The organism is Marinobacter sp. F4206, assembly GCF_019392195.1.
In the GTDB taxonomy this organism is placed as follows: domain Bacteria; phylum Pseudomonadota; class Gammaproteobacteria; order Pseudomonadales; family Oleiphilaceae; genus Marinobacter.
The window spans coordinates 290,384-316,984 of the sequence record NZ_JAHXKI010000001.1 but is presented as its reverse complement, the minus strand read 5'-3'; the positions used below and the strand labels follow the sequence as shown (position 1 = coordinate 316,984).

General features: G+C 56.8%; 21 protein-coding genes. 13 read left to right on the top strand and 8 right to left on the bottom strand.

The window, feature by feature from the left end; translation table 11 throughout:
* Positions 1–5 precede the first annotated feature (5 nt).
* The 7 genes from purF (at position 6) to cobA (ending at position 9,622) form a co-directional block, all read left to right on the top strand.
* A complete protein-coding gene (gene purF / locus KZO34_RS01525; RefSeq protein ID WP_219472656.1) occupies positions 6–1,532 on the top strand; it encodes an amidophosphoribosyltransferase in 1,527 nt (508 codons plus the stop codon).
* Between the two features lie 30 nt (positions 1,533–1,562).
* A complete protein-coding gene (locus tag KZO34_RS01520) occupies positions 1,563–2,804 on the top strand; it encodes an O-succinylhomoserine sulfhydrylase (RefSeq protein WP_219472654.1) in 1,242 nt (413 codons plus the stop codon).
* 6 nt (positions 2,805–2,810) lie between these two features.
* Positions 2,811–5,387 (top strand): DNA translocase FtsK, encoded by a 2,577-nt coding sequence (locus KZO34_RS01515; protein WP_219472651.1) that lies wholly within the window; start codon positions 2,811–2,813, stop codon positions 5,385–5,387.
* A 12-nt stretch (positions 5,388–5,399) separates the two neighbouring features.
* Positions 5,400–6,059 carry an outer membrane lipoprotein chaperone LolA gene (lolA, locus tag KZO34_RS01510; protein WP_257900133.1) on the top strand — a complete coding sequence of 220 codons (660 nt, stop codon included), beginning with the start codon at positions 5,400–5,402 and terminating at the stop codon, positions 6,057–6,059.
* The gene (locus tag KZO34_RS01505; protein WP_219472650.1) at positions 6,059–7,396 is read left to right on the top strand and encodes a replication-associated recombination protein A; all 1,338 of its coding nucleotides are present in this window, start codon (positions 6,059–6,061) and stop codon (positions 7,394–7,396) included. Before lolA ends, KZO34_RS01505 begins: the two co-directional genes overlap by 1 nt.
* Before the next feature lie 88 nt (positions 7,397–7,484).
* The gene (serS, locus tag KZO34_RS01500; protein ID WP_219472648.1) at positions 7,485–8,759 is read left to right on the top strand and encodes a serine--tRNA ligase; all 1,275 of its coding nucleotides are present in this window, start codon (positions 7,485–7,487) and stop codon (positions 8,757–8,759) included.
* Positions 8,756–9,622, top strand: coding sequence for a uroporphyrinogen-III C-methyltransferase (cobA, locus tag KZO34_RS01495; RefSeq protein WP_219472646.1), 867 nt, complete (start codon positions 8,756–8,758; stop codon positions 9,620–9,622). Before serS ends, cobA begins: the two co-directional genes overlap by 4 nt.
* Positions 9,623–9,728: 106 nt before the next feature.
* Here cobA and KZO34_RS01490 read toward each other — a convergent pair whose 3' ends face one another.
* A complete protein-coding gene (locus KZO34_RS01490; protein WP_219472644.1) occupies positions 9,729–10,805 on the bottom strand; it encodes a 3-deoxy-7-phosphoheptulonate synthase in 1,077 nt (358 codons plus the stop codon).
* A gap of 173 nt (positions 10,806–10,978) precedes the next feature.
* Between KZO34_RS01490 and KZO34_RS01485 the strand changes: the two genes are divergently transcribed.
* Positions 10,979–12,802, top strand: a complete 1,824-nt coding sequence (locus tag KZO34_RS01485) for a DUF1631 family protein (protein ID WP_219472641.1) — start codon at positions 10,979–10,981, stop codon at positions 12,800–12,802.
* A 28-nt stretch (positions 12,803–12,830) separates the two neighbouring features.
* A complete protein-coding gene (locus KZO34_RS01480; protein ID WP_219472639.1) occupies positions 12,831–13,238 on the top strand; it encodes a PilZ domain-containing protein in 408 nt (135 codons plus the stop codon).
* A gap of 67 nt (positions 13,239–13,305) precedes the next feature.
* On the opposite strand, the gene KZO34_RS01475 is transcribed toward KZO34_RS01480, so the two are convergent.
* From KZO34_RS01475 to gloB, 7 genes are all read right to left on the bottom strand, one after another.
* Positions 13,306–14,091: an enoyl-ACP reductase FabI gene (locus KZO34_RS01475; protein ID WP_219472637.1), complete on the bottom strand. Its 786-nt coding sequence runs from the start codon at positions 14,089–14,091 to the stop codon at positions 13,306–13,308.
* Between the two features lie 66 nt (positions 14,092–14,157).
* Entirely contained in the window at positions 14,158–15,762 is a 1,605-nt protein-coding gene (locus KZO34_RS01470) for an ABC transporter ATP-binding protein (protein WP_219472635.1), read from the bottom strand.
* A gap of 1 nt (position 15,763) precedes the next feature.
* Positions 15,764–16,786, bottom strand: coding sequence for an ABC transporter permease (locus KZO34_RS01465; protein ID WP_219472633.1), 1,023 nt, complete (start codon positions 16,784–16,786; stop codon positions 15,764–15,766).
* A 2-nt stretch (positions 16,787–16,788) separates the two neighbouring features.
* Positions 16,789–17,874: a microcin C ABC transporter permease YejB gene (locus KZO34_RS01460; protein WP_219472631.1), complete on the bottom strand. Its 1,086-nt coding sequence runs from the start codon at positions 17,872–17,874 to the stop codon at positions 16,789–16,791.
* A gap of 46 nt (positions 17,875–17,920) precedes the next feature.
* On the bottom strand, positions 17,921–19,750 hold the full coding sequence (locus KZO34_RS01455) for an extracellular solute-binding protein (RefSeq protein WP_219472630.1): 1,830 nt from the start codon (positions 19,748–19,750) through the stop codon (positions 17,921–17,923).
* 126 nt (positions 19,751–19,876) lie between these two features.
* The gene (locus tag KZO34_RS01450; RefSeq protein ID WP_219472628.1) at positions 19,877–21,625 is read right to left on the bottom strand and encodes a LysM peptidoglycan-binding domain-containing protein; all 1,749 of its coding nucleotides are present in this window, start codon (positions 21,623–21,625) and stop codon (positions 19,877–19,879) included.
* A gap of 156 nt (positions 21,626–21,781) precedes the next feature.
* The gene (gene gloB, locus KZO34_RS01445) at positions 21,782–22,576 is read right to left on the bottom strand and encodes a hydroxyacylglutathione hydrolase (RefSeq protein ID WP_219472626.1); all 795 of its coding nucleotides are present in this window, start codon (positions 22,574–22,576) and stop codon (positions 21,782–21,784) included.
* Positions 22,577–22,670: 94 nt separating this feature from the next.
* Between gloB and KZO34_RS01440 the strand changes: the two genes are divergently transcribed.
* The 4 genes from KZO34_RS01440 (at position 22,671) to KZO34_RS01425 (ending at position 26,601) form a co-directional block, all read left to right on the top strand.
* Entirely contained in the window at positions 22,671–23,465 is a 795-nt protein-coding gene (locus KZO34_RS01440) for a methyltransferase domain-containing protein (protein ID WP_219472624.1), read from the top strand.
* Between the two features lie 15 nt (positions 23,466–23,480).
* Entirely contained in the window at positions 23,481–23,924 is a 444-nt protein-coding gene (rnhA, locus tag KZO34_RS01435) for a ribonuclease HI (protein ID WP_219472622.1), read from the top strand.
* A 27-nt stretch (positions 23,925–23,951) separates the two neighbouring features.
* The gene (dnaQ, locus tag KZO34_RS01430) at positions 23,952–24,653 is read left to right on the top strand and encodes a DNA polymerase III subunit epsilon (protein ID WP_219472616.1); all 702 of its coding nucleotides are present in this window, start codon (positions 23,952–23,954) and stop codon (positions 24,651–24,653) included.
* A gap of 241 nt (positions 24,654–24,894) precedes the next feature.
* Positions 24,895–26,601, top strand: a complete 1,707-nt coding sequence (locus KZO34_RS01425) for a chemotaxis protein (protein WP_219472615.1) — start codon at positions 24,895–24,897, stop codon at positions 26,599–26,601.

Below are 26,601 nucleotides of genomic sequence, written 5' to 3'. Positions count from 1 at the left end.
TATCCATGTGTGGCATTGTCGGCATCGTCAGTACTTCCAACGTCAATCAGTCTCTCTATGATGCACTGACTGTTCTTCAGCACCGGGGCCAGGATGCGGCGGGCATTGTTACCTTTCAGGATGAACGTTTTTTTCTACGCAAGGACAACGGGCTTGTTCGTGATGTGTTTCATACCCGGCATATGCGCAGGCTCGTTGGCAATGTAGGCATTGGCCACGTCCGTTATCCGACCGCCGGCAGCTCCAGCTCCGCCGAAGCTCAGCCGTTCTATGTGAACAGCCCTTACGGGATTACGCTGGCCCATAACGGCAATCTGACCAATGCCGATGACCTCAGCCAGGACCTGTTCCGTACCGATCTTCGCCATATCAACACCAACTCAGACTCCGAAGTACTGCTGAACGTTTTCGCCCATGAACTCCAGAAACTGGGCAAGCTGGACCCAACCAAGGACGAGATTTTTGCTGCGGTAAGGGCAGTGCACAAGCGGTGTCGTGGAGCGTATGCCGTCATCGCCATGATAACCGGCTACGGAATCGTCGGTTTCCGTGATCCGAACGGCATCCGCCCGGCCTGCTACGGTGTTCGCGAGGTGGAGGACGGTCGCAAGGAATACATGATCGCCTCGGAGAGCGTCGCGCTGAGCGCAGCCGGGTTCACGCTGGTCCGCGATATTGCTCCGGGCGAGGCGGTGTATGTAGAAACCGACGGCACACTTTACACCGAACAGTGTGCAGAAGAGCCCCACCTTTATCCCTGTATTTTCGAGCATGTCTATTTTGCCAGGCCTGACTCCATCATCGACAAAGTGTCGGTGTATAAGGCCCGTCTGCGTATGGGCGAAACTCTTGCTGACAAGGTGCTTCGTGAGCGACCGGACCACGACATCGACGTGGTAATGCCCATCCCCGATACCAGCCGGACGTCGGCCATGCAGATGGCCCACCGCCTTGGGGTAAAGTTCCGAGAGGGCTTTATCAAGAATCGGTACATTGGCCGCACCTTTATCATGCCGGGCCAGAAGATGCGCAAGAAGTCTGTTCGCCAGAAGCTGAACCCGATTGATCTGGAATTTCGCGATAAAAACGTGATGCTGGTCGACGACTCCATCGTTCGCGGAACGACGTGTAAGGAAATCGTTCAGATGGCCCGTGATGCCGGTGCACGGAATGTGTACTTCGCATCGGCGGCGCCGCCTGTTCGTTATCCTAACGTGTATGGCATCGATATGCCTTCGGCCAGTGAGCTGATTGCTCATGACCGGACGGTGGAAGAAATTCGCGAATTGATTGGCGCCGATTGGCTGCTGTACCAGGATCTCGAGGATCTGATCGCTTGCGTCAATGATGTGAACGAGGAAATCGAAGGCTGGGAATGTTCGGTATTTACCGGCAACTATGTCACCGGCGATGTTGATCAGGACTACCTGAATCGCCTCGAAGAAGCCCGTAATGACGACAAGCGTGCCAAGCAGCAAGGCGGGGATGCCGGCGATAACGGCATCATCGACTTGTACAATGACGAAGATTAACTGCGCAACGCGTGATACCAGGAGTAACTCATGACCTTTCGCCGCGAACAAAACGTCTGGATCCCGGAATCGGATCTGGAGGGTATGTCGGTAGATACTCTGGCGGTGAGGGCAGGGCAGGTGCGCACGGGTGAACTCGAACACAGTGATCCGATCTTCCCGACATCCAGTTTTGTCTACGGGAGTGCCGCCCAGGCGGCTGCCCGTTTCGGCGGCGACGAGCCCGGCAACATCTACTCGCGGTTTACCAATCCCACCGTTCAGGCGTTTGAGGGACGAATCGCCGCGATGGAAGGCGGCGAGCGTGCAGTGGCGACGGCTTCGGGAATGGCGGCCATCCTGAGCACCTGTATGGCGCTGCTGAAGAGCGGCGATCACGTTGTGTGTTCCAGAGGCGTGTTTGGCACCACGAATGTCTTGTTCCAGAAATACATGGCGAAGTTTGGAGTCGAGACCTCGTTCGTGAGCCTCACGGATATGGATGAATGGGCTGCAGCGGTACGACCTGAAACCCGTATGCTCTTTATCGAAACGCCGTCGAATCCCCTCTGCGAAGTTGCGGACATGGCCGGTCTCGCTGAACTGGCGCACGACAATGACGCACTATTTGTGGTCGACAATTGCTTCTGCACGCCGGTGTTGCAGCGTCCTCTGGAGCATGGTGCTGATATCATTATCCACTCAGCGACCAAATACCTGGATGGTCAGGGTCGTTGCGTTGGAGGTGTTGTGGTTGGATCGTCAAAGCTGATGGACGAAGTCTACGGCTTCCTTCGCTCCGCGGGGCCCACCATGAGTCCGTTTAACGCCTGGGTGTTTCTCAAGGGACTGGAAACCTTACCAATCCGTATGCGTGCCCACTGCGACAATGCGTTAGAGTTGGCGTTGTGGCTGGAGCAACAACCTGCGGTGGCGGAGGTTTTTTATGCCGGGCTGCAGAGTCACCCGCAGCATGAGCTTGCAAAACAGCAGCAATCGGGATTTGGTGGTGTTCTATCCTTTCGTGTGAAGGGCGGGCGAGAAGAAGCCTGGTCGTTCATTGACGCCACCCGGATGATTTCAATTACCGCCAATCTGGGCGACGTGAAAACCACGATTACCCATCCGGCCACCACCACCCATGGTCGCCTGTCTCCCGAGGACAAGGACGCTGCGGGTATCACCGAAAACCTGATCCGTATTTCGGTGGGTATAGAAGCAGTCGAGGACCTGAAGACCGATTTTGCTCGTGGCTTTCAGGCACTTCAGAACCCAAGCAATGGAAACGTTTGAGTATTCATGGCCGAGTCCGCAAAAGCGAAGAAAGCACCACAGGAACTGACCGAGAAGCAGCTGCGCTTTCGCCATTTGGTGGCACAGGGCGCCCGTGAAGGCGCCGTGATCGCGTTGATTGCGCTCTGCATATACTTTGCGATGGCGTTGGTAACATTCAGCCCGTCTGATCCTGGCTGGGCCAGCATCGGCCATGATACCAGTGTCCAGAATTACGCCGGCCGCACCGGTGCCTGGCTGGCCAGCCTGTTTATGGATTTCTTCGGTCAGGTCGCCTACCTGTTTCCGCTCATGATTGCCGGGTATGCACTCATGCTAATCCGCCGTCGAAACGATTCCATGGATTTGCACTGGCCGCTGTTCATGATGCGCTTCGGCGGTTTTTTGCTGATACTGCTGTCCGCCACGAGTCTGCTCTCGCTCTATTCGGTGTTTGGTCTCGGCGTGTCCTCTGGCGGGGTGTTGGGAACCGCCGTATCCGAAGCCATGGTCCGGTTTTTTAATCTGCCGGCCACAACGCTTCTGCTGATTGCCATTTTTCTGTTTGCTATCACGGTCACCACGGGGCTGTCCTGGTTCTGGTTGATGGACCAGATCGGGGGAATGACCCTCAGGGCCGGATTGGCGTTAAAGGGGCTGTTCAGTCCCAACCCGAAGAAGAGAAAGCCCGAGCCAGCGCCCAAAGCGGAACCGCCGGTTGTCAAAGACCGTGTGGCTGCCCCAAAGCCCGACGCCGTTTCCAAGGGCAAAAAAGGGCCGCGATGGTGGCACCGAATTCCCGGTTTTGGCCGCCCCAAAGCGAAAAAATCACCGAAGGCCCCGGCCGAGAGGAAAGAGCCCGGCCTGGAAGGTCTCAGTGCGGCGGTGGAACCCGAGCCGGACCCAATCGAGAGCTTCAGCTCGACCGACGACAAGGAGCCTTCAGAGCCTCCTCAGGCGATGTCTGCGCCGGTAGAGTCATCACCCCGTCCGGCTGGCAGGTCGCTGAAAATATCACCGTTCAAGAAGGACGAGCAGCCACCGTCGAGCAAAAACAGTAAAGAAAAGCAACCTTCGCTGTTGGAAGACCTGGAAAATCCTATTCCGCCTATCTCGTTGCTGGATCCGCCTGAAGAGCACAAGGAAAGAGGCTATTCCGAGGAATCCCTTGAGCACATGTCCCGAATGCTTGAGGAAAAGCTGGGCGATTTTGGTGTCTCGGTGGAAGTGGTGGAGGTCAATCCCGGGCCTGTGATCACCCGGTTTGAAATTAAACCGGCACCCGGTGTGAAGGTAAGCAAGATCTCGAATCTGGCCAAGGATCTTGCGCGCTCGCTGGCAGTTCTCAGTGTCCGGGTTGTCGAGGTCATTCCGGGCAAATCCGTTGTCGGGATTGAAATTCCCAACGAAGAGCGGGAGATGGTCCGACTGAGCGAAGTGCTTGGAGCCAGAGTGTTCGAGGAATCCTCGTCGCCCCTGACACTTGCGCTTGGTAACGATATCGGTGGTAACCCGATGGTCGCCAACCTCGCCAAGATGCCCCACCTGCTGGTCGCTGGCACCACCGGTTCGGGCAAGTCGGTGGGTGTGAACGCCATGTTGCTCAGCATGCTGTTGAAAGCGACGCCGGATGAAGTCCGCTTCATCATGGTCGATCCGAAGATGCTGGAGCTGAGCATTTACGACGGTATTCCCCACCTGCTGGCGCCGGTGGTTACCGACATGAAAGAGGCCGCTAACGCGCTTCGCTGGTGTGTGGCCGAGATGGAGCGCCGTTACCGCCTTATGGCCAATCTTGGTGTGCGCAATATTGCCGGTTACAACCGCAAGGTTAAGGATGCGAGGGCAGCGGGCGAGCCGTTGCTTGACCCGCTCTGGAAGCCGGACGAATACCTCGCCAACGATGAGGAGGAGCGTCCGGAACTGGAAACCCTGCCGTTCATCGTGGTCGTCATCGATGAATTTGCCGACATGATGATGATTGTTGGCAAAAAAGTGGAAGAGCTGATTGCCAGGATTGCCCAGAAGGCGAGGGCAGCCGGCATTCATCTGGTGCTCGCGACACAGCGACCATCCGTTGACGTGATTACCGGCCTGATCAAGGCAAATATCCCCACACGTATGTCGTTCCAGGTGTCATCGAAGATCGATTCCCGGACGGTTCTCGATCAGGGCGGTGCCGAACAGCTTCTGGGGCATGGTGACATGCTTTATCTGCCGCCAGGATCCGGTCTCCCGGTTCGGGTTCACGGTGCCTTTGTCGATGATGACGAAGTCCATCGCGTCGTGAGTGCCTGGAAAGCCCGTGGCGAACCCGTTTATGTGGACGATGTCCTGAACGGTGCCGAGGGCGAGAACCTGCCGGGCGTACCGACCCTCGCTGAGGGTGGCGGTGACAGTGAGGGAGATGCACTGTTCGACGAAGCGGTTGCATTTGTTACCGAAGGCCGGCGGGTTTCGATTTCATCTGTTCAGCGCAAGTTCAAGATTGGCTACAACCGTGCGGCGAACCTCGTCGATGCCATGGAAGCATCCGGCGTGGTCAGTGCGGCCGGGCACAACGGTGCCCGTGAAGTTTTGGCACCGCCACCCCCCAGAGATTAGGAGCCGTTCCGTATGCAATACCACCCGTTTCTGAAGATGTTTGCCCTCGCAGTTGTAACCCTGTGTGCGCTGGCAGCGAAAGCGGCAGAAAATCCGTCAGAGTCCAGGGATGCGGCGGCCCAGCTGGCATCTGTTCTCAAGAGCTACGAATCCTATCAGGCGGATTTCCTCCAGATCGTTGTCAATGAGAACGGAAATCGGGTTCAGGAAACCCGCGGTGCATTGAAGGCAAAACGTCCCGGATTGTTTTACTGGGAAACCAGTGCACCCTTGTCCCAGTTTATTGTCAGTAACGGAGAAACCGTCGAGGTTTATGACCCGGATCTGGCGCAGGTGACAATTCACAATCTGGATGAACGGGTCCAGACCACGCCGGCCCTGTTGCTGAGTGGCGAAGTCGACAATCTTGAGGAAACCTACAAGGTTTCCAGGAAGGCCATCGGCGACCATACCCGGGAATATACCCTCGAACCCCGTAACCCCGATTCCCTGTTTGTTTCCCTGCGTCTCACTTTTTTCAAAGGCGAGCTCCAGGAGATGCGGATGCAGGATTCGTTGTCCCAGCTCAGTGTGCTGAGCTTCGATAACATCAGGCTGAATGAGAGCGTGGACAACAGCGCATTCTCCCTCGATTATCCAGAGGGAGTGGACATCATCCGGGATGGGGCCTGATGCAGGATAGTCTGTTCGAGGAACAGCCGGGCTTTCGCCCCCTGGCCGCCCGTATGCGGCCGGCGAATTTGAACGACTATGTCGGCCAACTGCACCTCGTGGGGCCCGGTAAACCACTTCGCCGGGCCGTGGAACAGGGGCAGCTGCATTCCATGATCCTCTGGGGCCCCCCGGGCGTAGGCAAGACCACCTTTGCACGGCTCCTGGCCTCCCTCAGTGACCTCAGCTTCGAGACCATTTCTGCAGTGCTCAGTGGCGTGAAGGAAATTCGTGCCGTTGTGGAACGGGCCCGTAACCGGAAACAATCCGAAGGCCGGGACACGCTCCTGTTTGTGGATGAAGTGCACCGCTTCAACAAGAGCCAGCAGGATGCATTTCTTCCCCATATTGAGGATGGCACCTTTATCTTTGTGGGAGCCACCACTGAGAACCCGTCCTTTGAGCTTAACAGTGCCCTGCTGTCCCGTACCCGCGTTTACGTCCTGAAAAATCTCGATGACGAGGACATTCTGCGATTGCTTGAGCGGGCCCTCGTTTCAAGCGATGGCTTTGAAGGCCGACTATCCGTTCCGACAGACGTATTGGAACTGATGGCGGCCGCATCAGCAGGCGATGCCCGTCGTGCCCTGAACATCCTGGAAGTTGCGGCGGATCTCGCCGAGCCGGACTCCGAGGGTCAGGACTGGATCACCCATGAGCAGCTTGAACAGGTCATGCAGACCAGCCTGCGTCGCTTTGATAAGGGCGGAGATGTTTTTTACGATCAGATATCCGCGCTTCATAAATCCGTTCGGGGCTCGGATCCGGACGGTTCCCTGTATTGGCTTTGTCGGATGCTCGATGGCGGCTGCGACCCCTTATACGTTGCGCGCCGTCTGGTCCGTATTGCCAGCGAGGACATCGGCAATGCCGATCCACGGGCTCTTCAGTTGAGCATGGATGCCTGGGAGGCCCAGGAGCGTCTTGGGTCACCCGAAGGGGAGCTGGCACTGGCCCAGGCGGTGACCTACCTGGCAATGTGCCCGAAAAGTAATGCGGTCTACAACGCGTTCAATCAATGCATGGCAGACATCCGTCAGGATCCGGATTTCGAAGTGCCCGTGCACCTGCGGAACGCTCCGACCAAGCTTCTCAAAACCATGGGCCATGGCGAGTCCTATCGTTACGCCCACGATGAACCCGACGCGTTTGCTGCCGGGGAATCCTACCTGCCCGAGGCCATTCATCAGCGCCGCTACTACCAGCCAGTGAATCGCGGCCTCGAAATCAAGTTGGCGGAAAAACGCGACCGGCTCGATCGGCTCAACGCGCAGAGTTCCCGAAAGCGCTACTCCTGAGCGGGCCCTACGGTAGCCACCAGCCTCAGTGCAGGTATAATGGCCAGTCATTTACCACACATCGCTAACCGGAATAGTCAGGATAACCATGCTCGATCCAAAACGCGTCCGTACTCAAACTGAAGAGATTGCCCGTCGGCTGGCCATCAAGAACTTTACCTTTGATACCGCCACTTTCGAGCAACTCGAGGAACGCCGTCGTGCCCTCCAGGTGCGCACGGAGACGCTGCAGGGCGAGCAAAACAAGCAGTCAAAGTCGATTGGCAAGGCCAAGGCCGCGGGTGAGGACATCCAGCCCCTGCTGGACAGAGTGGAGAGCCTGAAGGCAGAGAAATCCGCCGCGGAAGATGAGCTGAGAAGCCTGCAGGAAGAACTCTCGGATTTTCTGGCGGGTGTCCCCAACCTTCCGGATGAGGATGTTCCGGCCGGTGAAAGTGAAGATGACAACGTCGAAATTCGGACCTGGGGCACCCCGAGAGCGCTGGATTTCGAGGCAAAGGACCATGTGGCCCTGGGAGAGGGGCTAAATGGTTTGGATTTTGAGACCGCAAGCCGCTTGGCCCATTCCCGGTTTGCGGTGATGCGGGGCCCGATTGCCCGCCTGCATCGGGCGCTGGCTCAATTCATGCTGAATCTGCATACCGGTGAGCACGGCTACACCGAAGCCTATGTGCCCTATCTGGTGAACGCGGAAACTCTGTATGGAACCGGGCAGCTACCCAAGTTTGAGGACGATCTGTTCAAGATGGAGGGCGAGAATCCTCTCTACCTGATCCCAACCGCCGAGGTTCCTGCGACCAATCTTGTCGCGGATACCATCCTGGACGCCAAAGAGCTGCCGCTTCAACTGGTATGTCACACTCCCTGTTTTCGCAGTGAGGCCGGCTCCTACGGCCGTGACACCCGAGGCATGATTCGCCAGCACCAGTTCGACAAAGTCGAGTTGGTGCATGTGGTTCGGCCTGAGGATTCCGATGGGGCGCTGGATGCCCTGACGGGGCACGCTGAGAAGGTTCTCCAGTTGCTGGAGCTGCCTTACCGTGTGGTCACCCTCTGTGGTGGCGATATGGGCTTCTCTGCGGCCAAGACCTATGACTTGGAGGTCTGGCTGCCAGGCCAGCAGAAGTTCCGGGAAATCTCGTCCTGCTCGAACACCCGTGATTTTCAGGCACGACGCATGCATGCCCGTTGGCGTAACCCGGAAACCGGAAAGCCTGAGCCTGTCCACACCCTGAACGGATCCGGTCTGGCGGTAGGCCGTGCGCTGATTGCCGTGATGGAGAACTACCAGCAGGCCGACGGCAGTATTCTGGTTCCGGATGTACTCAAGCCTTACATGGGAGGCATCGACCGAATCCAATGACCGAACAGCTGACAAATGCACCAGGGAAGGGCGTTGGTGCAACCCCTGCACCGATCCGTTACCGGGTCAACCCGGTAACGGATAACCCGAACAGCTCTGCGGGAGAGGTCGCCCTGGTTGGGGCCGGGCCCGGCGACCCGGAGCTGCTTACGCTTAAAGCATGGCGCCTTATAACGTCTGCAGAAGTCGTGCTTTACGACCGCCTCGTGTCGCCGGAGATCATGGCCCTTATTCCGGAATCGGCTGAAAAGGTCCATGTTGGAAAGCAGCGCTCCAATCACGTTTTGCCACAGGATCAGATCAATCAACGTCTCGTGGACCTCGCGCGGGAAGGGCGAAAAGTAGTGCGGCTAAAGGGCGGAGATCCGTTCATTTTCGGTCGAGGTGGTGAAGAAATAGAGACTCTGGCGGCCGCTGGAGTTCGTTTCCAGGTGGTTCCCGGCATAACCGCGGCATCTGGCTGTGCGGCCTACTCGGGTATTCCGTTGACCCACCGCGATTACGCCCAGTCAGTGCGTTTTGTAACCGGACACCTCAAGAACGATACCTGCGATCTGCCCTGGAAAGATTTTGTCCAGAACAACCAGACCCTCGTGTTCTACATGGGCCTCGTAGGGCTACCGATCATCTGCCGGCAATTGGTCGAACATGGGATGTCTCAGGAAATGCCAGTGGCGCTGGTTTCCAAGGGAACGACTCCGGAACAACGGGTGATTACGGGGACCCTGATCGACATCGTTGAGCGGGTCGAGTCTCAGCCGGTTCAGCCGCCCACGCTTGTGATCATTGGTCACGTGGTGGCCTTGCGGGATCGCCTGGACTGGGTTGGCGGTTTGCCCGAGAGGAACCGTGTGGACGTCTAGGGCTGCTACGGCATTGGCCGACTTGTGTCACTGAAAATAGATGGAAAGAACGCACAAAAAAGGGAGCCCTCAGGCTCCCTTTTTTCAGACTTGTGGCTGAAGCTGCTTAACCAATTTTGCGCGTGGGCAGCACATCCTTCAGTTTGTCACGCATCTCACGAATGGCCTTCTCGGTGGTCTGCCAATCGATACAGGCGTCGGTCACTGAAACGCCGTACTTCAGATCGGCGAGGTTCTCCGGAATGGACTGATTGCCCCAGTTGATATTGCTTTCAACCATCAGGCTCTGAATAGAGTTGTTGCCTTCCAGAATCTGGTGCGCAACGTCCTGCATGACCAGGGGCTGAAGCCCGGGATCCTTGTTTGAGTTCGCGTGACTGCAGTCAACCATGATGGATTTACGCAGTTTCGCCTTCTCCAGTGCCTGCTCACAGAGAGCCACGCTGACGGAATCATAGTTTGGCTTGCCGCCACCGCCTCGAAGCACGGCATGGCCGTAGTTATTGCCCTTGGTGCGGATGATGGCAACTTTGCCCTGCTGATCGATGCCAAGGAAACTGTGTGGATGAGACACGGATTTCATGGCGTTGACGGCAACGTCCAGGCTGCCATCTGTACCGTTTTTGAAGCCAATGGCCATGGATAACCCGCTGCTCATTTCGCGGTGGGTCTGGGATTCGGTTGTGCGGGCGCCAATCGCTGACCAGGCAATGGTATCCTGCAGATACTGAGGAGAAATCGGATCCAGTGCTTCGGTGGCTGCGGGCAGACCCAGCTCGTTGATATCGAGAAGCAGGCGGCGACCAATGTGGAGACCCTGCTCGATATCGAAGGTATCGTTCAGTTGCGGGTCATTGATCAGACCTTTCCAGCCCACCGTTGTACGTGGCTTCTCAAAATAGACGCGCATCACGATCAGAAGCGTATCGCTGACTTCGTCAGCAAGCTTTTTCAGGCGTTGGGCATAGTCTCGGGCAGCCTCCACATCATGGATGGAGCAGGGGCCCACCACCACGAACAGGCGATGATCGGTACCGTCCATGATGTCATAGATGGCCTGACGCCCGTTTTCGACAGTCTCGGCGGCTTTGTCGGAGAGCGGCATCTCCTGTTTTAGCGCTTCAGGAGTAATCAGTGGTTCCTGGCTGGCCACATTCAGGTTCTCTAGTTTTTTGCCCGACATGTTGTTGTGTATCCCCGATTCTGATCATTGCACTCACATTGGACGAACAAATGCCAACGGAGTTGCAGATTAACGCAAAGGTCGCCGGTATCCAGTTGCGATTAACCCCGGCGAGGTGGTTATACTGCGTCATTTGGTAGGCCTTTTCAACGCTTCTTCAGCACGAGGACCGGATGTCACAAAACAGGCAGAAACCGCGGGATGTTCCTTCTGGGAGAACGGTTTCGGGGAAAATTGGTGATGTCCTTGCAGGGATCCGCGTTCCGGATCTGCCATACCCACCAGGAAAGCTCGCCCCGGAGTCGGTCAGCGACTGGCGCCCGCTCCTTCTGTCCTGCTGGGCCGAGCAGCGGGATGAGCGCGTTACCCGTGTCGTTCGTTCCGTCCACCTGAACTGGTCAGCCAGGCAGATCAACGCTGCCTATGTTGCCGACCGGATTATGGACGTTTTCCTGAAAACCAGCGGTCTGCATCCGGAACTGTCACGGCGTGTTGCCCGTCTGCGTTTCTTTCTTGCCTGGCGAATGAATCTTGAAGGAGCCAGGGCCTTCAGCGACGCCTTGGTTGAGTGGCTCGATAGCCTTCAGGTATGGCGCGGCTGGAGTGATTCCGGCGGACGTTCGGCTAAGGTATTGCTCGACCAGCTCGACGCTCTGGTCATTGCGATATCGAGCAGTTTCGAGTCGGGGACTATGTCGGCGGTTGACGACTTCTGCCAGCAATGGAAAGAAGACGCTGACAAGCGCAATGGGCAAACCGGAAAACTCAGACAGCGTCTTTTGGACACAGAGCGGGGGGCGGCGCGACAACGGCGTGCCGATCAGACGGCCCGGGCTTTGATTGGTCGGGCGTTGCAGGGGCGAAGGTTGCCGGAGCCGGTCAGTCGCTTTCTTCTGGATCACTGGCACCATCTTCTAAAGCAATCTATCTGGGAGTCGGGTGTTGAAGGGGATACCTTTCGCCATGGTTCAAAACTTCTGGAATGGCTTGTCTGGGTCGGAGATCCGTCATTATCGGATCAGGATCGGAATCGCCTGTACCATGTTGGCGAACAGATCGGTGATCGCATCCTGGATGTCTGGAGTCGTGTTTTTGATCGAGCGCTGCCCGCAGATGCGCTTTCCGGGATAGAGAGTGTCATGGTGTCGCGGCTGCGCGGAGAAGCGCCGGAGCTGGCAGATGCCTTACCGTCTTCGGCAACGTTCCGCTGGGACAGTTCCTGGTTGGAGTTCTCTGGAGTGGACGCCGGTGTTGCCGAGGAAAGCGAGGGGCGTTGGTTTGTTGAGGGCGAGGGCACAAAGGAACATCGTCGTTATTTTTTTGCGCTGCTGGAAGACACCGCGGAAATCCTGTGGACTAACGGTGCCGGGGTAAAGCTGGGTTTACAGCCATGGTCGGAGTTTCAGCGGGCCCGGGCCCAAGGTGACTTGCGACCACTCCCCGAGCTGACGCCGTTTGGCCAGGTTCTGAAGGAGACAGTGACACTGCTCGCCGCGGTGTGCGAAAAGCAGCGCAAACAGCGTGAGCAAGCTGCCAGGGATGCTAGGGATCGCGCAGAGGCGCTGCGTCGCAAACGCGAGCAGGAGGATCTGCAGCGCAAGCAGGAAAAGGCGGCTCGCGAGGAAGAGTTGCAGCAGCAGAGACAGTTAGCCGAAGAGCAGCGGTTGCAAGATGAGAAAGCTGAACAGGAAAGACTTGCACGGGAACGGCAGCTAATCGCCCGGAAACAGGTCGATAGTCTCAAGTTGGGCGGATGGATTGTGGTTGCTCCCACTTCGTCAGAGGAAGAGCCGGCTCGCCTGAAGCTGGCAGTTCGGATCAACGCGTCCCGAAAGCTGGTCTTCGTTGACCGGCTTGGGCTTAACCGCAGGGAGTTTCAGGAAGAAAAGCTGGTGGAAGGAATCGTGGTAGGCCAGATTCGGGTGCTGGACAGTTCCGCGGAGTTTGATGACACCCTTACGCGGGTTGTTGGCAGGATTCGGGTGGGTCGAAATTGAGACCGATACAACAGCGGGAAAAATAAAAATGAGCGACGCAGACTACGATTTTGGCAGGCCGGACCGGGAAGTGGACGGACCGGACAATCGGACAGACTACCGACTGACTGCCACGGCACGAGCGACGCTGGAGCTCGAGTCAGAGATGCCGGAACCGGGGTCGGATAGACAGAGGCGGGAACTGGTATGCCGGATCCGCGACATATCGGCCCGCGGATTGTGTCTGTTTTCGAAAGAGCCCATATCCCTTGGAGCACTACTTCCGGCGTTGGTATCCCTCGGTAGGCATCCAGAGCCGTTTACGCTGATTGTGGAAGTGGTGTGGTGCCGTCCCCATCAGACCGAGTTCCTTGTTGGCGTCCAGATACAGGAATCTGACGACACGGCCTATGTGGAATGGTTAGAAGCGGTTGCGGCAGCGATGGCGGAGGACTAACCCTGAGCCATAAAAAAGCCGGCCCCGGGCCGGCTTTTTCATTGGTGTTGGAAGCTTCTGTCGGGACTTACTCTTCCATTTGAGCCATGCCGGTAATGTTGAATCCGGCATCAACATACATGATTTCGCCGGTAATGCCGCTGGCCATGTCAGAGCTCAAGAAGGCGGCGGCGTTCCCCACTTCATCGGTGGTCACGTTGCGACGCAGTGGCGCCTGTTTGGCGTTCTCTGAAAGCATCTTGCGGAAGCTCTTGATGCCGGACGCCGCCAGGGTCTTGATGGGGCCGGCAGAGATACCGTTTACCCGAATGCCATCCTTACCCAGGCTCGCTGCCATGTAACGTACGTTGGCTTCGAGGGAGGCCTTGGCCAGACCCATTACGTTGTAGTTCTGCAGCACCCGTTCTGCACCCAGGTAACTCAACGTCAGCAATGAGCTTCCCTCGTGCATCATTTTCCGGGCACCCTTGGCCAGTGCGACAAAGCTGTAGGAACTGATGTCGTGAGCAATGCGGAAACCATCGCGGGTGGTGACGTCGACATAATTGCCATCCAGCTCATGCCCCGGGGCAAAGCCAACGGCATGCACGATGATGTCGATATGATCCCAGTGTTTTCCAAGTTCGGTAAAGACGTTTTCAATCTCTTCGTCGCTGGCGACGTCACAGGGGAAAGTCAGCTTGCTGCCCCATTGCTCGGCGAATTTTTCCACCCGGGGTTGAAGCTTTTCATTCTGGTAGGTGAAAGCCAGCTCGGCGCCTTCCCGGGCGAATGCTTCGGCAATGCCGTAGGCGATGGATAGTTTACTGGCAACGCCAACGATCAGTGCTTTCTTGCCACTGAGTAATCCCATGGGTAGTTCTCCCTGTGTTCCTGATTTTCGAGCATTATCCCTGAACTCGCGCGCTCCGGGTAACGCTCAATTGGTCGTAGACGTGTTCTGGTAAAAAAACGCCGCACTTAGCAGTTCCCGGGTATAGTCCTCGCTTGGCGTGTGGAAAATGTCGTCGGCGTTTCCGTATTCCACAATTCTCCCGTGGCGCAGTACCAGCAGTTGATGACTGAGCGCTCGAACCACGGCAAGATCGTGACTGATAAAGATATAGCTTAGACCATACCGACCCTGTATATCCCGCAGCAGCTCAATCACCTGTTTCTGGACCGTGCGATCAAGCGCCGAAGTCGGTTCGTCCAGAATGATCAGGTCAGGCTGCAGCACCAATGCCCGTGCAATGGCAATGCGCTGGCGCTGGCCACCGGAAAACTCGTGAGGGTACCGGTGTCGGTTGTCAGGATCCAGGCCAACGTCCCGTAATGCCCGGATCACCCGTTCCTCGTGATCAGAACTGTTGCCGGGTTCATGAATTTCGAGGCCTTCACGGATGATTTCAGCAATGGACATGCGAGGGCTCAGGCTTCCAAATGGATCCTGAAATACAATCTGAATCCGGCTTCGCCAAGGGCGGAACTGTTTTTGCGTGAGGTTGCCAAGCTCTTGCCCTGCCAGCTGGATGCTACCGGTACAGGGGGTAAGCTTTAGCAGGGCGTGACCAATGGTGGTCTTGCCACTGCCGCTTTCTCCGACAATCCCGAGGGTCTCACCACGGTTCAGGCTGAAATTGGTGTTCTGGACAGCATGGAAATAGTCTTTCACCTTGCCAAAAAGTGATTTCCGGGTGGAGAAACGGACATCCAGATTGGAAACCTTGAGCAATGGCTCGCTGTTGCCCGCGATCGCCAACGGGGCCTCGGGTGGTTCAGCGTCAAGGAGTTTTCGGGTGTAGGTATGTTGGGGGCGGTCAAACAACGTGTCGGTGTCTGCCAGCTCCACCAGTTTCCCCTGTTCCATCACGGCCACTTCGTCGGCGTAGCGATGGACGATGGAAAGATCGTGGGTAATCAGCAGGATAGCCATCCCGAGTTTTTGCTGCAAATCCCGCAACAGTTCCAGCACCTGCTTTTGTACGGTGACGTCCAGCGCTGTCGTCGGTTCGTCGGCAATCAATAGCTCTGGTTCGTTGGCCAGCGCCATGGCGATCATGACCCGCTGCTTTTGCCCCCCGGAGAGCTGGTGCGGATAACTGCCCAGACGACTTTCCGGGTTTTGGATGCCAACCAGCTCCAGCAGTTCAATGCAGCGTTTGCGGGCTGCGGCATTGCGCATGCCCTTGTGCAGCGCCAGGGTTTCCCCGATCTGTTTTTCGACCGTATGCAGGGGGTTCAGGGATGTCATTGGTTCTTGAAAGATCATGCTGATCTGGCGGCCCCGAATCTGGCGCAGGCGTTTTTCGCTGGCCTTGAGCATATCTTCGCCTCGGAAAAGGATCTCTCCCGAGGGGTAGCCCGCGTGCCGCTCATCCAGCAACCTAAGTACCGACAGTGCCGAAATGGACTTTCCCGAACCGCTTTCTCCGACGAGTGCCAGAGTCTGTCCTTGGTGAATGGCAAATGACAGGGAATCCACCGCCCGAGGGCCATGATCGAAGCAGATAGACAGATTGGAGATTTCTAACAGGTTGCTCATATCAGCTTTTTCTCGGATCAAAAGCATCGCGGACGGCCTCACCGACGAACACCAGGAGCGTCAGCATGACCGAAAGGGAGACAAAGGCGGATATGCCGAGCCATGGCGCGTGCAGGTTTGCTTTCCCCTGCGCGATCAGTTCCCCGAGCGACGGCGAGCCAGAGGGCAGACCGAATCCGAGGAAATCCAGTGATGTCAGACCGGTTATGGCACCGGTCAGGATAAAGGGAAGAAAAGTCAGCGTCGCGACCATGGCATTGGGCAGGATATGGCGGAACATGATCTTCCGGTTGTCCAGACCCAGGGCCCTGGCCGCTTTCACGTACTCGAAATTCCTCGCCCGCAAGAATTCGGCCCGAACGACGTCAACCAGTCCCATCCAGCTGAACAGGAGCATGATACCCAGCAGCCACCAGAAATTTGGCTGCACGATACTCGAGAGGATAATTAGTAGGTAGAGCACCGGGAGCCCGGACCATACCTCGATAAAGCGCTGGCCAAGCAGGTCTATCTTACCGCCGTAATAGCCCTGAATGGCACCAGCCGCAACACCCACGATGCAGCTGGCGAAGGTCAGGGTGAGGCCGAACAGCACAGAAATCCGGAAGCCGTAGATTACCCGGGCGGCGACATCCCGTCCCTGATCATCGGTGCCCAGCCAGTTCTCCGGACTCGGCGGTGCGGGTGAGGGTACCTCAAGATCGTAGTTGATGGTGTCGTAGCTGAAACGGATCGGTGGCCAAATGATCCAGCCATTGGCTTCGATCTCACTGGATATGAAGGGGTCCCGGTAATCAGCCTCAGTAGGCAGGAAACCACCGAACGTTTCCTCGGATACGGACTCCACCACCGGGAAGTACAGGGTGTCCTGGTAGGACACAACGAGTGGCGAGTCGTTGGCGATCACCTCCGCAATGAGTGACAGGCCGAACAGTGCGAGAAACACCCACAGAGACCAGTAGCCTCTCCCGTTGGCCCGGAAATTCCTGAGTCGTCGCCGTTGGATGGGCGTCAGCGATTTCATGCCTACGCGCCCTCCCGGCTTTCAAAGTCGATGCGGGGATCCACCAGAACGTAAGTGATGTCGCTGATCAGCTTCAGGATCAGGCCCATCAGGGTGAAGATATAGAGGGTGCCGAAGATCACCGGGTAGTCCCGGTTCAGGGCGGCCTCAAACCCGAGGCGTCCAAGCCCGTCAAGCGAGAAGATAACCTCAATCAGCAACGACCCGGTGAAGAACAGCGCCACCAGCAAGCCGGGGAGGCTCGCAATCACGATGAGCATGGCGTTCCGGAACACATGGCCGTAAAGGACCTGCTTTTCCTCCAGGCCCTTCGCCCGGGCTGTGACCACGTACTGCTTGCTGATTTCGTCCAGGAATGAGTTCTTGGTCAGAAGCGTCAGGGTGGCGAAGCCGCCAATCACATTGGCGGTTACGGGGAGGGCCAGATGCCAGAAGTAGTCACCAATTTTCTGGTACCAGGTCATGTCGTCAAAGTTTGGCGAGGTGAGCCCGCGCAGGGGAAACCAGTCGAAGTAACTGCCGCCGGCAAACAGCACGATTAGCAGAATTGCGAACAGGAAGCCCGGAATGGCGTAGCCAATGACAATGGCGGAACTGCTCCAGACGTCGAAGCGGGACCCGTCGGTTACCGCCTTGCGGATACCGAGGGGAATGGAGATAACGTAGATAATCAGGGTTGACCAGAGCCCGAGTGAAATCGAGACCGGCATCTTCTCGACAATCAGGCTGGTGACGCTTTTTTCGCGAAAGAAAGAGTCGCCAAAGTTGAACGTGGCGTAATCACCGAGCATCTTGATAAACCGCTCATGGGGCGGCTTGTCGAAGCCATACATAACTTCGATTTCTTTCAGCAGTTCCTCCGGGATACCCCGGGATCCCCGGCTGTCCCCGGAAGCGCTGGACACCTCGCCGCCGGATCCCCCACCCGAGGCTCGGGCCAGGGCGCTGCCGCCGTGGCCTTCCATTTCAGCGATCAGTTGCTCGACCGGTCCGCCAGGTGCGGCCTGGACGATCACGAAGTTCAAAAGCATTATCCCAACCAGTGTCGGGATAATCAGCGCCAGCCTTCGGAGTATGTATATGCCCATTTAGCGGAGAGTTCCTTCCGTTACAGCCAGGGTCAGAATCAGTTGCTCAGGGCCGTACCCACCAGTTATCGAGATCAATACCGTTCTTGGGCGTCATTTCGGGGCGTTGCAGGTGATTCCAATAGGCCACCCGATCCTTGGCGAGGTGCCAGTGGGGAACGACGTAATGACCCTGGAGCAGGACCCGGTCCAGAGCCCGGACCCGCTGCACAAGTTCCTCGCGATCCGGGGCCTGGATGACCTTGTTAACCAGGTCATCAACCACAGGATCGGAAACCCCCATGTAGTTCCGCGAGCCGACAGCCTCGACGTTGGCTGAATGCCAGTACTCCCGCTGCTCGTTACCGGGAGAATCGGACTGCGGCAGAACCTGTGTGATCATATCGAAGTCAAATTCACGGACTCGCTGAACATACTGGTTGCTATCAACAAGCCTCACAGAGACATTGATGCCCAGCTTGGCAAGGTTGTTCTTGAACGGCAGCACCACACGCTCAAAGCTCTTCTGGAACAACAGGATTTCGAACGCCAGCGGCTCTCCGGTGTTCTCGTTGATTAGTTTTCCGTCCTTTATGGCGTAGCCGGCCGAGCGGAGTAGCTCGAGGGCTGTTTTGAGGTTTTTCCGTAATCCCTGCTGGCCATCGGTTACCGGCGGCTGGTAGTTCTCGGTGAAGACGTCTTTGCTGAGTTGGTCCCGGTAAGCTTCCAGGATCTCCAGTTCCCGTCCCTGAGGCAGGCCGGAGGAAGCAAGGTCACTGTTCTCGAAGTAACTGTCGGTTCGAGTGTACTGGCCGTAGAAGAGGTTCTTGTTGGCCCATTCGAAATCAAACCCGTAGGCGAGCGCTTCGCGCACTCGGGGATCACTGAATACTTCACGCCGGGTGTTGAACGCAAAGCCCTGCATGCCGGTAGGGCGGTGATGCTCAATCGCCTCAGCAATGATCTTGCCGTTATCGAATTTGGAGCCGGAGTACGCCGTCGCCCAGTTCTTTGCCGATGTTTCTACCCGGAAGTCAAAGTTGCCAGCCTTGAATGCCTCAAGAGCTACGGTGTCGTCGGTGTAGTAATCGTAACGGATCTTGTTGAAGTTGAAGCGGCCTTTTCGCACGCCCAGATCTTGCGCCCAGTAGTCTTCGACCCGTTCATACGTAATGGACCGACCTGCCTCGAAGTCGCCAATCCGGTATGGACCGCTACCCATCGGAGGCGTCAGACCGTTGTCACCGAATTCCCGGGTTTCCCAGTAATGAGCCGGCAGGATGGGCATCTGGCCGAGAATGAGGGGAAGCTCCCGGTTCATGGTGGGTCTGAAATCGAAACGAATTCGTTGGGGGCTCTCTACCGTGACCTTGGCGACATCAGCGTAGTAGTTACGGAAAAAGGGGTGACCTTTTGTCGTCAGGATTTCGAAGGAAAATTTGACGTCTTCGGCGGTGATTGGCTCACCGTCATGGAAGCGGGCGTTTTCCCGAAGGTTGAAGGTCACATAACTGCGGTCTTTCGGCGTTTCCAGGGATTCCGCGATCAGGCCGTAGGCGGAAAACGGTTCGTCATCCGATGAGACGAGCAACGTGTCATAGAGATAGGTGCTGATGCCAGCGGCAGCGACACCGCGAATATCAAACGGGTTGAAGGAATCGAAGCCGTTGGCGACCACCGCCATCTTGATGGTGCCACCTTTGGGCGCCTCGGGGTTTACATAGTCAAAGTGGGGAAACCCGTTGGGGTACTTGGGCTCGCCATGCATTGCGATGCCATGCTGGGGCTCTGCCGGGCCGGAGGCCTGTTCGCTGCTGAGCGCGGTTGATGTGGTGGCCAGCAGGGCGAGAGAGGAAAGGATCGTTATAAGGTATGAGGCTGTCCGTTTGCTTGTCATAGGTCTCGCACGTTCCGGAGTGTCAGGCCGGCGCGCCAGAATCCGGTCCGGCACGCCGTTGGTTCCTAATCGAACCCTTATGATTCTTGTAGTTAGGGAAAGTTCCTGCGCCGGCTTGCTCGCGCTTTAGGGACTGTTCCGAATATCAACGTAGAGTACCAGACTTTGCCCCGGTTGCAGATAACGTGAGGTGTTCAGGTCGTTCCAGCTTGCGATGTCCCGCACATTCACGGCGAAGCGGTTGGCAATCGTGGACAGCGAGTCGCCTTTGCGAACCCGGTAACCAACCTTTCTGACCATGGCGTTGCCCCGGGCATTGTTGGAGGCAACCACCGTGGGCTTGGACGTTTTCGACCAGATCACCAGGTTCTTTCCGGGAATCAGCGGGTCACCCGGCGCCATTCCATTCCAGGCGGCGACTTCCCGTACCGAGACCCGGTGCTCCCGGGCGATGTCCCAGAAGGTGTCTCCCCGTCGGACGGTGTAACGGACTTTATTGCCATCGCGTTTCCGGTCCTGCTTGCGCTCCAGTCGTTGCGCGGCGCTCAAGGCATAGGTGTCGGAATCCTTGCTGGCTGACGGGATCATCAGTCGCTGGCCGATCCTGATGAGGTCGGAATTCAGGTTATTGACCTGCTGTATCACCGACGGTGTGGTGGAAAACTTGCGGGCAATGGTAATCAGGCTGTCGCCTGACTGAACCTTGTAATTGCGCCACGAAACTCGTTTGCTGGCAGGAATGTTCGCCAGGGCCGAGCGAAAGGTCTCTGCGTTTTCGCGGGGTACAAGCAGGCGATGCGGTCCGTCCGGGTTGGTGGCCCAGCGATTGTAGGTCGGATTCAGCAGATAGATTTCGTCAACATCGACGCTGGCCAGTTCTGCGGCCTGAGCGAGATCGAGCTGGGAGCCGGTTTCCACGATTTCAAAGTAGGGCTCGTCTTCCAGCGTCGGCAGCGTGATCCCGTAATCCTCAGGTTTGTCGAAGATTTTCGCCAGGGCGATCAGTTTGGGTACATAGTGTCGGGTTTCGCGCGGCAGTTCGAGGGACCAGAAATCCTGCGGCTGGTTTTTCTTCCGGTTTCGGCGCATGGCACTGGAAACGGTACCACCACCGCTGTTGTAGGCGGCGAGGGCCAGGGTGTAGTCGCCATCAAAGCGGTTTGCGAGCCGATCCAGGTAGGTCAGCGCCGCATCGGTGGCGGCCACAACGTCCCGCCGGTCATCGTGCCACCAACTCTGCGTCAGTCCGAAATACTTACCGGTAGATGGAATAAATTGCCAGAGGCCGGCGGCACGCCCGTGGGAATAGGCGAACGGATCGAACGCACTTTCCACCACAGGGAGCAGGGCAAACTCGGCGGGCAGTCCACGCTTTTCGGTTTCGTTGAGGATGTAATGAAGGTACCGGCTGCCACGGTCTACCACGCGGTTGATGTATCCGGGGTGGCTGGCATACCAATTGAGCTGATCACGTACCCTTTCATTATTCACATTGTGGTCAAGAGCGAAGCCCTCCCGCAGGCGGCTCCAAAGCTCGGTTTTCTCAGGTGCCTTCTCGACGAGCTGCTGTTCGGGGTTGTCGAGTTTTTCCCGGGCCTCCCGGGCGGTATCCCTCAATTCCGGAGCGATCGCGTCATCCAGTGCGCCGTGGACAGTGGCGTTGTCGCCAGAGCCGGACTCAACCGACTGCTTGAGATCTTCGTCTCCTGTTGCAACCGTAACCTGATCAGTCTCGAGCGGGTTGGTTTCATTTTCTCCGGTGTCGCTGAACCAGGCCGTTGGATTGACCAAAGAGTCGCCGGGTTGATTCAGCAGGCTGCAGCCGCTGGCAAGCGTCCCGGCAAAAAAGAGGATAGACAATCGTTTGACCGACATAGAATACTTCCGGCTCATCGTTGAAGCCGGACGATATGTCTGAAAATCCGGCATATTTAAAGGGTTACAGTCACAAATTTGAAACGATTCTATGGGAGGCGTTTTCCGGTGGTCAAGAAACCTCTCGTTACGTCCTTGAGAGGAATTGTTAACCGGTCAGAAGTTATCCTTACCATGGCGAATGGCTGCAAAAATGGCGTTCTCGGAATCAGCGGGTAGTCCATGCTTTGCGCAATAGTGCCGAGCTGCATCGACAACCGCCGGATCATCCCAGCGAAGGAAGGGGTTCAGGCGTTTTTCGTCACCCAATACCGACGGTACTGTCGGGTCCCCTTTCTCGCGGCTTTGTTTGCATCGGAGTTCGAACTCTTTGAGGCCCTCATCTTCCGGCAGCCAGCTGCGGGCAAATTTCAGGTTTGCCAGAGTGTATTCATGGGCGCAGTAAACTGCGGTACGTTCCGGAAGTGCCCGCAGGGTCTGAAGCGACTGGCGCATCTGTCCCGGCTTGCCCTCAAATAGCCGGCCGCAGCCGCAGACGAAAAGGGTATCACCACAGAACAGAACCGGGCGGCCATTGACCTCGCTGTCGGAGAAATAGGCAATGTGGTCCAGTGTGTGTCCGGGCACCCCGAGAACCTGGAACATCATGCCTTCCCAAAGTACTTCATCGCCGGGCTGGACTGTGTCCGTGCAGCCCTTGAAGGGAGACTCTGCAGGGCCGGTCACAGTGCAGCCGGGAAAGGCTTTCATCAGGTCACTGACACCGCCAACATGGTCCGGGTGGTGATGGGTGATCAGAATGGTATCCAGTGTCATTCCCTGGTCTGCCAGATATTCGAGGACGGGGCTGGCCTGGCCGGGGTCAACGACCAGAGCCTTACGGTTCTCCGGATTCGACAGGCACCAGATGTAATTGTCGCTGAACGCCGGAATGGCGGAGATGGTCAACATAAAGCCCCACATGTGCAAAACGAATGTGCCTGATATGATAGATCATTACACACATGGCCCCAACAGTGGGTTCTGGTTGCGGGGGTAACACAGCGTGAGCAAGCCTGGAGCGATCGATTATCCGGAGCGTCATGAGACGTTTGAGCGGTGGTTCGGGACACCGCTCGGGCGGGCTTTGCTCGCAGACCAGCGGATGATGCTGGACCACGAGCTGTCTCATCTGACCGGGGCCCGTCAGCTTCAGGTCGGTGTCAGTCATCGCCTGCCGCTGGCGACTGGGACGGATTTTGCCCAGCGGATCATGACAACGCCCCGTTGGGACCCAAACATTCCGGAGAGCGTTGCGGTTTGTGATGCCCACGAATTGCCATTCCCCGGCGACTCCATGGATCTGGTGGTTCTTCATCACAGCGCAGATTTTAGCCGCTACCCCCATGAGGTTCTGCGGGATTCGGCAAGGGTTCTGAGGGGCGAGGGTAGCATTGCCCTGATAGGGTTCAATCCATTAAGTCTCTGGGGCGCGCGCAAGCTGGTGTCGCGGCATCGTGAAGGCCCTTGGGGCGGGCGCTTTCTCCTGAGAGGCCGAATGGAAGACTGGTTGCACCTGCTCGGCTTCAATATCGAAGCCTCGGTTACCCGTTTTTTCCGCCTTCCCTTGCAGCGAAGCGGCCGGAAATCCCGAAGTCTGATTGATGAGAAGCTTAGCGGTAACAGAATCCTGCCCGTCGGCGCGTATTACTGTATCCTTGCGAAAAAACGCGTTTACGCCGGTATCCCCAGAAAGCCGGTCTGGCGACAGGCCAAGGTCATCTCACTATCGGGAACCAGAACAATCGGAGCATCCAGAGGGTGCGCTCGTAGGCAGTATGTGCCAGGAAAGACTGAGTAACGGACAGGAGACACGATGGCCGGTAAGGTGATTTTGTATACCGACGGCGCCTGCAAAGGCAATCCCGGGCCAGGCGGCTGGGGCGTTGTACTGCGGTACGGGGACGTCAAGAAAACGATGCATGGCGGTGAGGCAGAGACAACCAATAACCGGATGGAGCTGATGGCCGCTATTCGGGGGTTGGAGGCGCTGAAACGCTCCTGTGAGGTGGAACTTTTTACCGACTCCCAGTATGTCCGTAAGGGCATAACCGAGTGGATGTCTGGCTGGAAGCGCAATGGCTGGAAAACCTCGGCCAAAAAGCCGGTCAAGAACGAAGACCTCTGGCGGGAACTCGACACCGAAGTTGCTCGGCACCGGGTTAACTGGCATTGGGTCAAAGGCCACGCAGGCGTTCCCGATAACGAGCTGGCGGACGAGCTGGCCAACCGTGGCGTTGCTGAACTGGCGAAAGCCTGAGAACGACATCATTGAGCAGTGTGATTTATGAGACAGATAGTACTGGATACCGAAACTACGGGTATCGATCCTTCCGAAGGCCACCGGATTATCGAAATTGGCTGTGTCGAGCTGATGGAGCGGCAGCTCACCGGACGCAACTACCACGTCTATATCAATCCGGAGCGGGAAGTTGAGGCGGAAGCCATCACCGTCCATGGCATTACCAATGAATTCCTGGCCGACAAGCCCAGATTTGCGGAAGTAGCGGACGAATTCTTCGAGTTTATTAAAGGCGCGGAGTTGGTGATTCATAATGCGGCGTTCGACGTGGGCTTTATGGACGCCGAATTCGCACGCCTGAAGCCAGTCAGGAAAACCGCCGATCACTGTAGTGTTGTGGATTCTCTGGCGATTGCCCGCAAAAAGCACCCGGGCCAGAAGAACAATCTGGATGCTTTGTGCAAACGCTACGGTGTTGATAACAGCAATCGTGACCTGCACGGTGCGTTGCTGGATGCCGAGATACTGGCGGATGTCTACCTGCTTCTTACCGGCGGCCAGACAGCGCTCTCGCTGGATGCTGGTGCCGAGGAAGGCGGTAGCAGTAACGGGATCCGCCGGTTAGCGGATGACCGCAGTGCGCTGACGGTCATCAAAGCATCGGATGAGGAGAGTGCCGCCCACGAAGAGTTCATGGCAATGCTGGAAAAGCAGGCCGGTGAAACGGTCTGGGGAAAACTCCGATAAGTTGAATGAGAACTGGGTCAGCCTGTACCAAATGTTACATTCCCGCTTTCTTGAGGTACTTGAGTTTTGTGTTATAAGTAATGATAAGTTCGCCAGTTTTTTGCGAACTGATCCCTGTTTAAGGGCAGTACTGGCCGGGAAGGGTTGAGCCGGCTCATAACAAAAAAGCCTGTCAGTTCATCGGACGGGCCATAGTCACTATGAGGAAGCGGTAGTCTCCGCAAACTAACAGGAAGCGTTTATGGTTCAATCGTCTCTGGCGACGAAATCGCAGTCGTTTGATTTGGTCAAGAATGAAATAGAACAGACCATCAAGCAGGCAGAATCCAGCCTTGAGCGCTTTCAGGAAAACCGTGAGAGTGGGGAAGATCTCCAGAACTGCGTGGACTTCATCAACCAGCTCCGTGGCATTTTTATTCTGGTTGAGCTGCGTGGCGGTACGCTGCTTTGCCAGGAAGCCGTTAGTATGGCCAACGACGTTCCTGTTGGTGCAAACGACGACAAAAACATTCTCCTCACCACGCTGAACAGTGCACTGTTTATCCTCCGTCGATACGTCGAATACTACCATCAGCAAAGGGAAGACCACCCGGAATTGCTGCTGCCCGTCATCAACGATCTGCGGGAAGCCCGCCGGGAAAAGCCATATCCGGAATCCTGCTTCTTTGATGCTGATGTCAAGGAGCGCCCGGACTTTTGCTCCGGTATCCAGGTCCCATCTTTTGAGGGTGATGAGTCCGAATATGAAATTCTTGCGCGTCGGATGCGCCTGACGTTCCAGGTCGCTTTGCTCAGTATCCTGAAGGACCGCAATGATGTGGTGAGCAAAAAGCTGGTGGGTCGCTCAGCTCGCGGCCTGGCTCGATTGTGTCAGGGTGCTCCAATGGGGCAGATGTGGTGTCTGGTATCGATTGTCGCTGACACCATGCTGGACAGGGCGATGGTCTTTACCAAGGCTCGCAAGCGCATGTTCATGCGCATCGAAAAGTACGCCCGCGAAGTGGTGTACGTTGGTAAGGTGGCGACCGCCAAGGATGCCCCGGATTCATTGGTGCGGGACCTGATCTACCTGCTTTACCGGAGCGGTTCGGCCAATCCCGAAGTGACCAGCGTGTTGTCGGCCTACCGCCTGACTCCAGCCGAGTTTCCGGATTCAATGCTGGAGGCTCATGCCCGGAGACTATATGGCCCGGGCAGCGATGTCCTGAAATCACTCTCTGATGCCTTGCAGGACGAGCTGAACCAGTTAAAGGACAAACTGGACATCATTGAGCGTGGTATCGAGCCGGATCTGGCGGAACTGTCTTCGATCGCCGACGCTCTTGAACGCCTTGCCAATACCTTGCTCATGCTGGATCTGAACAAGCTTGCCGCGGTTTCCCGCGAAGAGGCAGCCAGGTTGCGTGGTTGGGAAGAAGAATCCCGTTTGCCGGGCGATGACGAGTTGTATCGTCTTGCCGATTCGGTGCTGGGTATTGAAGACGCGATCATGCAGATCGTCACTCGCGGCATCACCTCCGAAACCGATGCCCTTGCCAGCGGCCAGCGGAACCGGGACGAATCTGTGTATCTACGTGAAGCACTGTTTGTCGTAGCGGATGAAGCGCGCAGTGCTTTGACGCTCGCGAAACGCGCAATTACGGCCTTCATGGAATCGGATTACGATAAGCTCCATCTGGCCAACCTTCCGGCCACACTCCACAGCATTTGGGGCGGCTTGCAGATGGTCAATGATCCCGCCGCGGCGAGTGTTCTGGAGCGTGTGGCGGCCTCCATCCAGGAGCGTCTGCTTGACTCCCGAGAAGCACCTCCCATGCAGGTTCTCGAAGCACTGGCTGATGCACTGACCTCGCTTGAATATTACATCGAGAGTATCGGCAAGCGCGAGGACCGGAATGCGGATCTTCTCAAGCTGGCACAAACTTCACTGACTGATGTAGGTTTGTAG

Bases quoted from the DNA above. Each gene is read 5' to 3' on its own strand.
- purF (WP_219472656.1), top strand. From the start codon at position 6: ATGTGTGGCATTGTCGGCATCGTCAGTACTTCCAACGTCAATCAGTCT.
- KZO34_RS01520 (WP_219472654.1), top strand. From the start codon at position 1,563: ATGACCTTTCGCCGCGAACAAAACGTCTGGATCCCGGAATCGGATCTG.
- KZO34_RS01515 (WP_219472651.1), top strand. From the start codon at position 2,811: ATGGCCGAGTCCGCAAAAGCGAAGAAAGCACCACAGGAACTGACCGAG.
- lolA (WP_257900133.1), top strand. From the start codon at position 5,400: ATGCAATACCACCCGTTTCTGAAGATGTTTGCCCTCGCAGTTGTAACC.
- KZO34_RS01505 (WP_219472650.1), top strand. From the start codon at position 6,059: ATGCAGGATAGTCTGTTCGAGGAACAGCCGGGCTTTCGCCCCCTGGCC.
- serS (WP_219472648.1), top strand. From the start codon at position 7,485: ATGCTCGATCCAAAACGCGTCCGTACTCAAACTGAAGAGATTGCCCGT.
- cobA (WP_219472646.1), top strand. From the start codon at position 8,756: ATGACCGAACAGCTGACAAATGCACCAGGGAAGGGCGTTGGTGCAACC.
- KZO34_RS01490 (WP_219472644.1), bottom strand. From the start codon at position 10,805: ATGTCGGGCAAAAAACTAGAGAACCTGAATGTGGCCAGCCAGGAACCA.
- KZO34_RS01485 (WP_219472641.1), top strand. From the start codon at position 10,979: ATGTCACAAAACAGGCAGAAACCGCGGGATGTTCCTTCTGGGAGAACG.
- KZO34_RS01480 (WP_219472639.1), top strand. From the start codon at position 12,831: ATGAGCGACGCAGACTACGATTTTGGCAGGCCGGACCGGGAAGTGGAC.
- KZO34_RS01475 (WP_219472637.1), bottom strand. From the start codon at position 14,091: ATGGGATTACTCAGTGGCAAGAAAGCACTGATCGTTGGCGTTGCCAGT.
- KZO34_RS01470 (WP_219472635.1), bottom strand. From the start codon at position 15,762: ATGAGCAACCTGTTAGAAATCTCCAATCTGTCTATCTGCTTCGATCAT.
- KZO34_RS01465 (WP_219472633.1), bottom strand. From the start codon at position 16,786: ATGAAATCGCTGACGCCCATCCAACGGCGACGACTCAGGAATTTCCGG.
- KZO34_RS01460 (WP_219472631.1), bottom strand. From the start codon at position 17,874: ATGGGCATATACATACTCCGAAGGCTGGCGCTGATTATCCCGACACTG.
- KZO34_RS01455 (WP_219472630.1), bottom strand. From the start codon at position 19,750: ATGACAAGCAAACGGACAGCCTCATACCTTATAACGATCCTTTCCTCT.
- KZO34_RS01450 (WP_219472628.1), bottom strand. From the start codon at position 21,625: ATGTCGGTCAAACGATTGTCTATCCTCTTTTTTGCCGGGACGCTTGCC.
- gloB (WP_219472626.1), bottom strand. From the start codon at position 22,576: ATGTTGACCATCTCCGCCATTCCGGCGTTCAGCGACAATTACATCTGG.
- rnhA (WP_219472622.1), top strand. From the start codon at position 23,481: ATGGCCGGTAAGGTGATTTTGTATACCGACGGCGCCTGCAAAGGCAAT.
- dnaQ (WP_219472616.1), top strand. From the start codon at position 23,952: ATGAGACAGATAGTACTGGATACCGAAACTACGGGTATCGATCCTTCC.
- KZO34_RS01425 (WP_219472615.1), top strand. From the start codon at position 24,895: ATGGTTCAATCGTCTCTGGCGACGAAATCGCAGTCGTTTGATTTGGTC.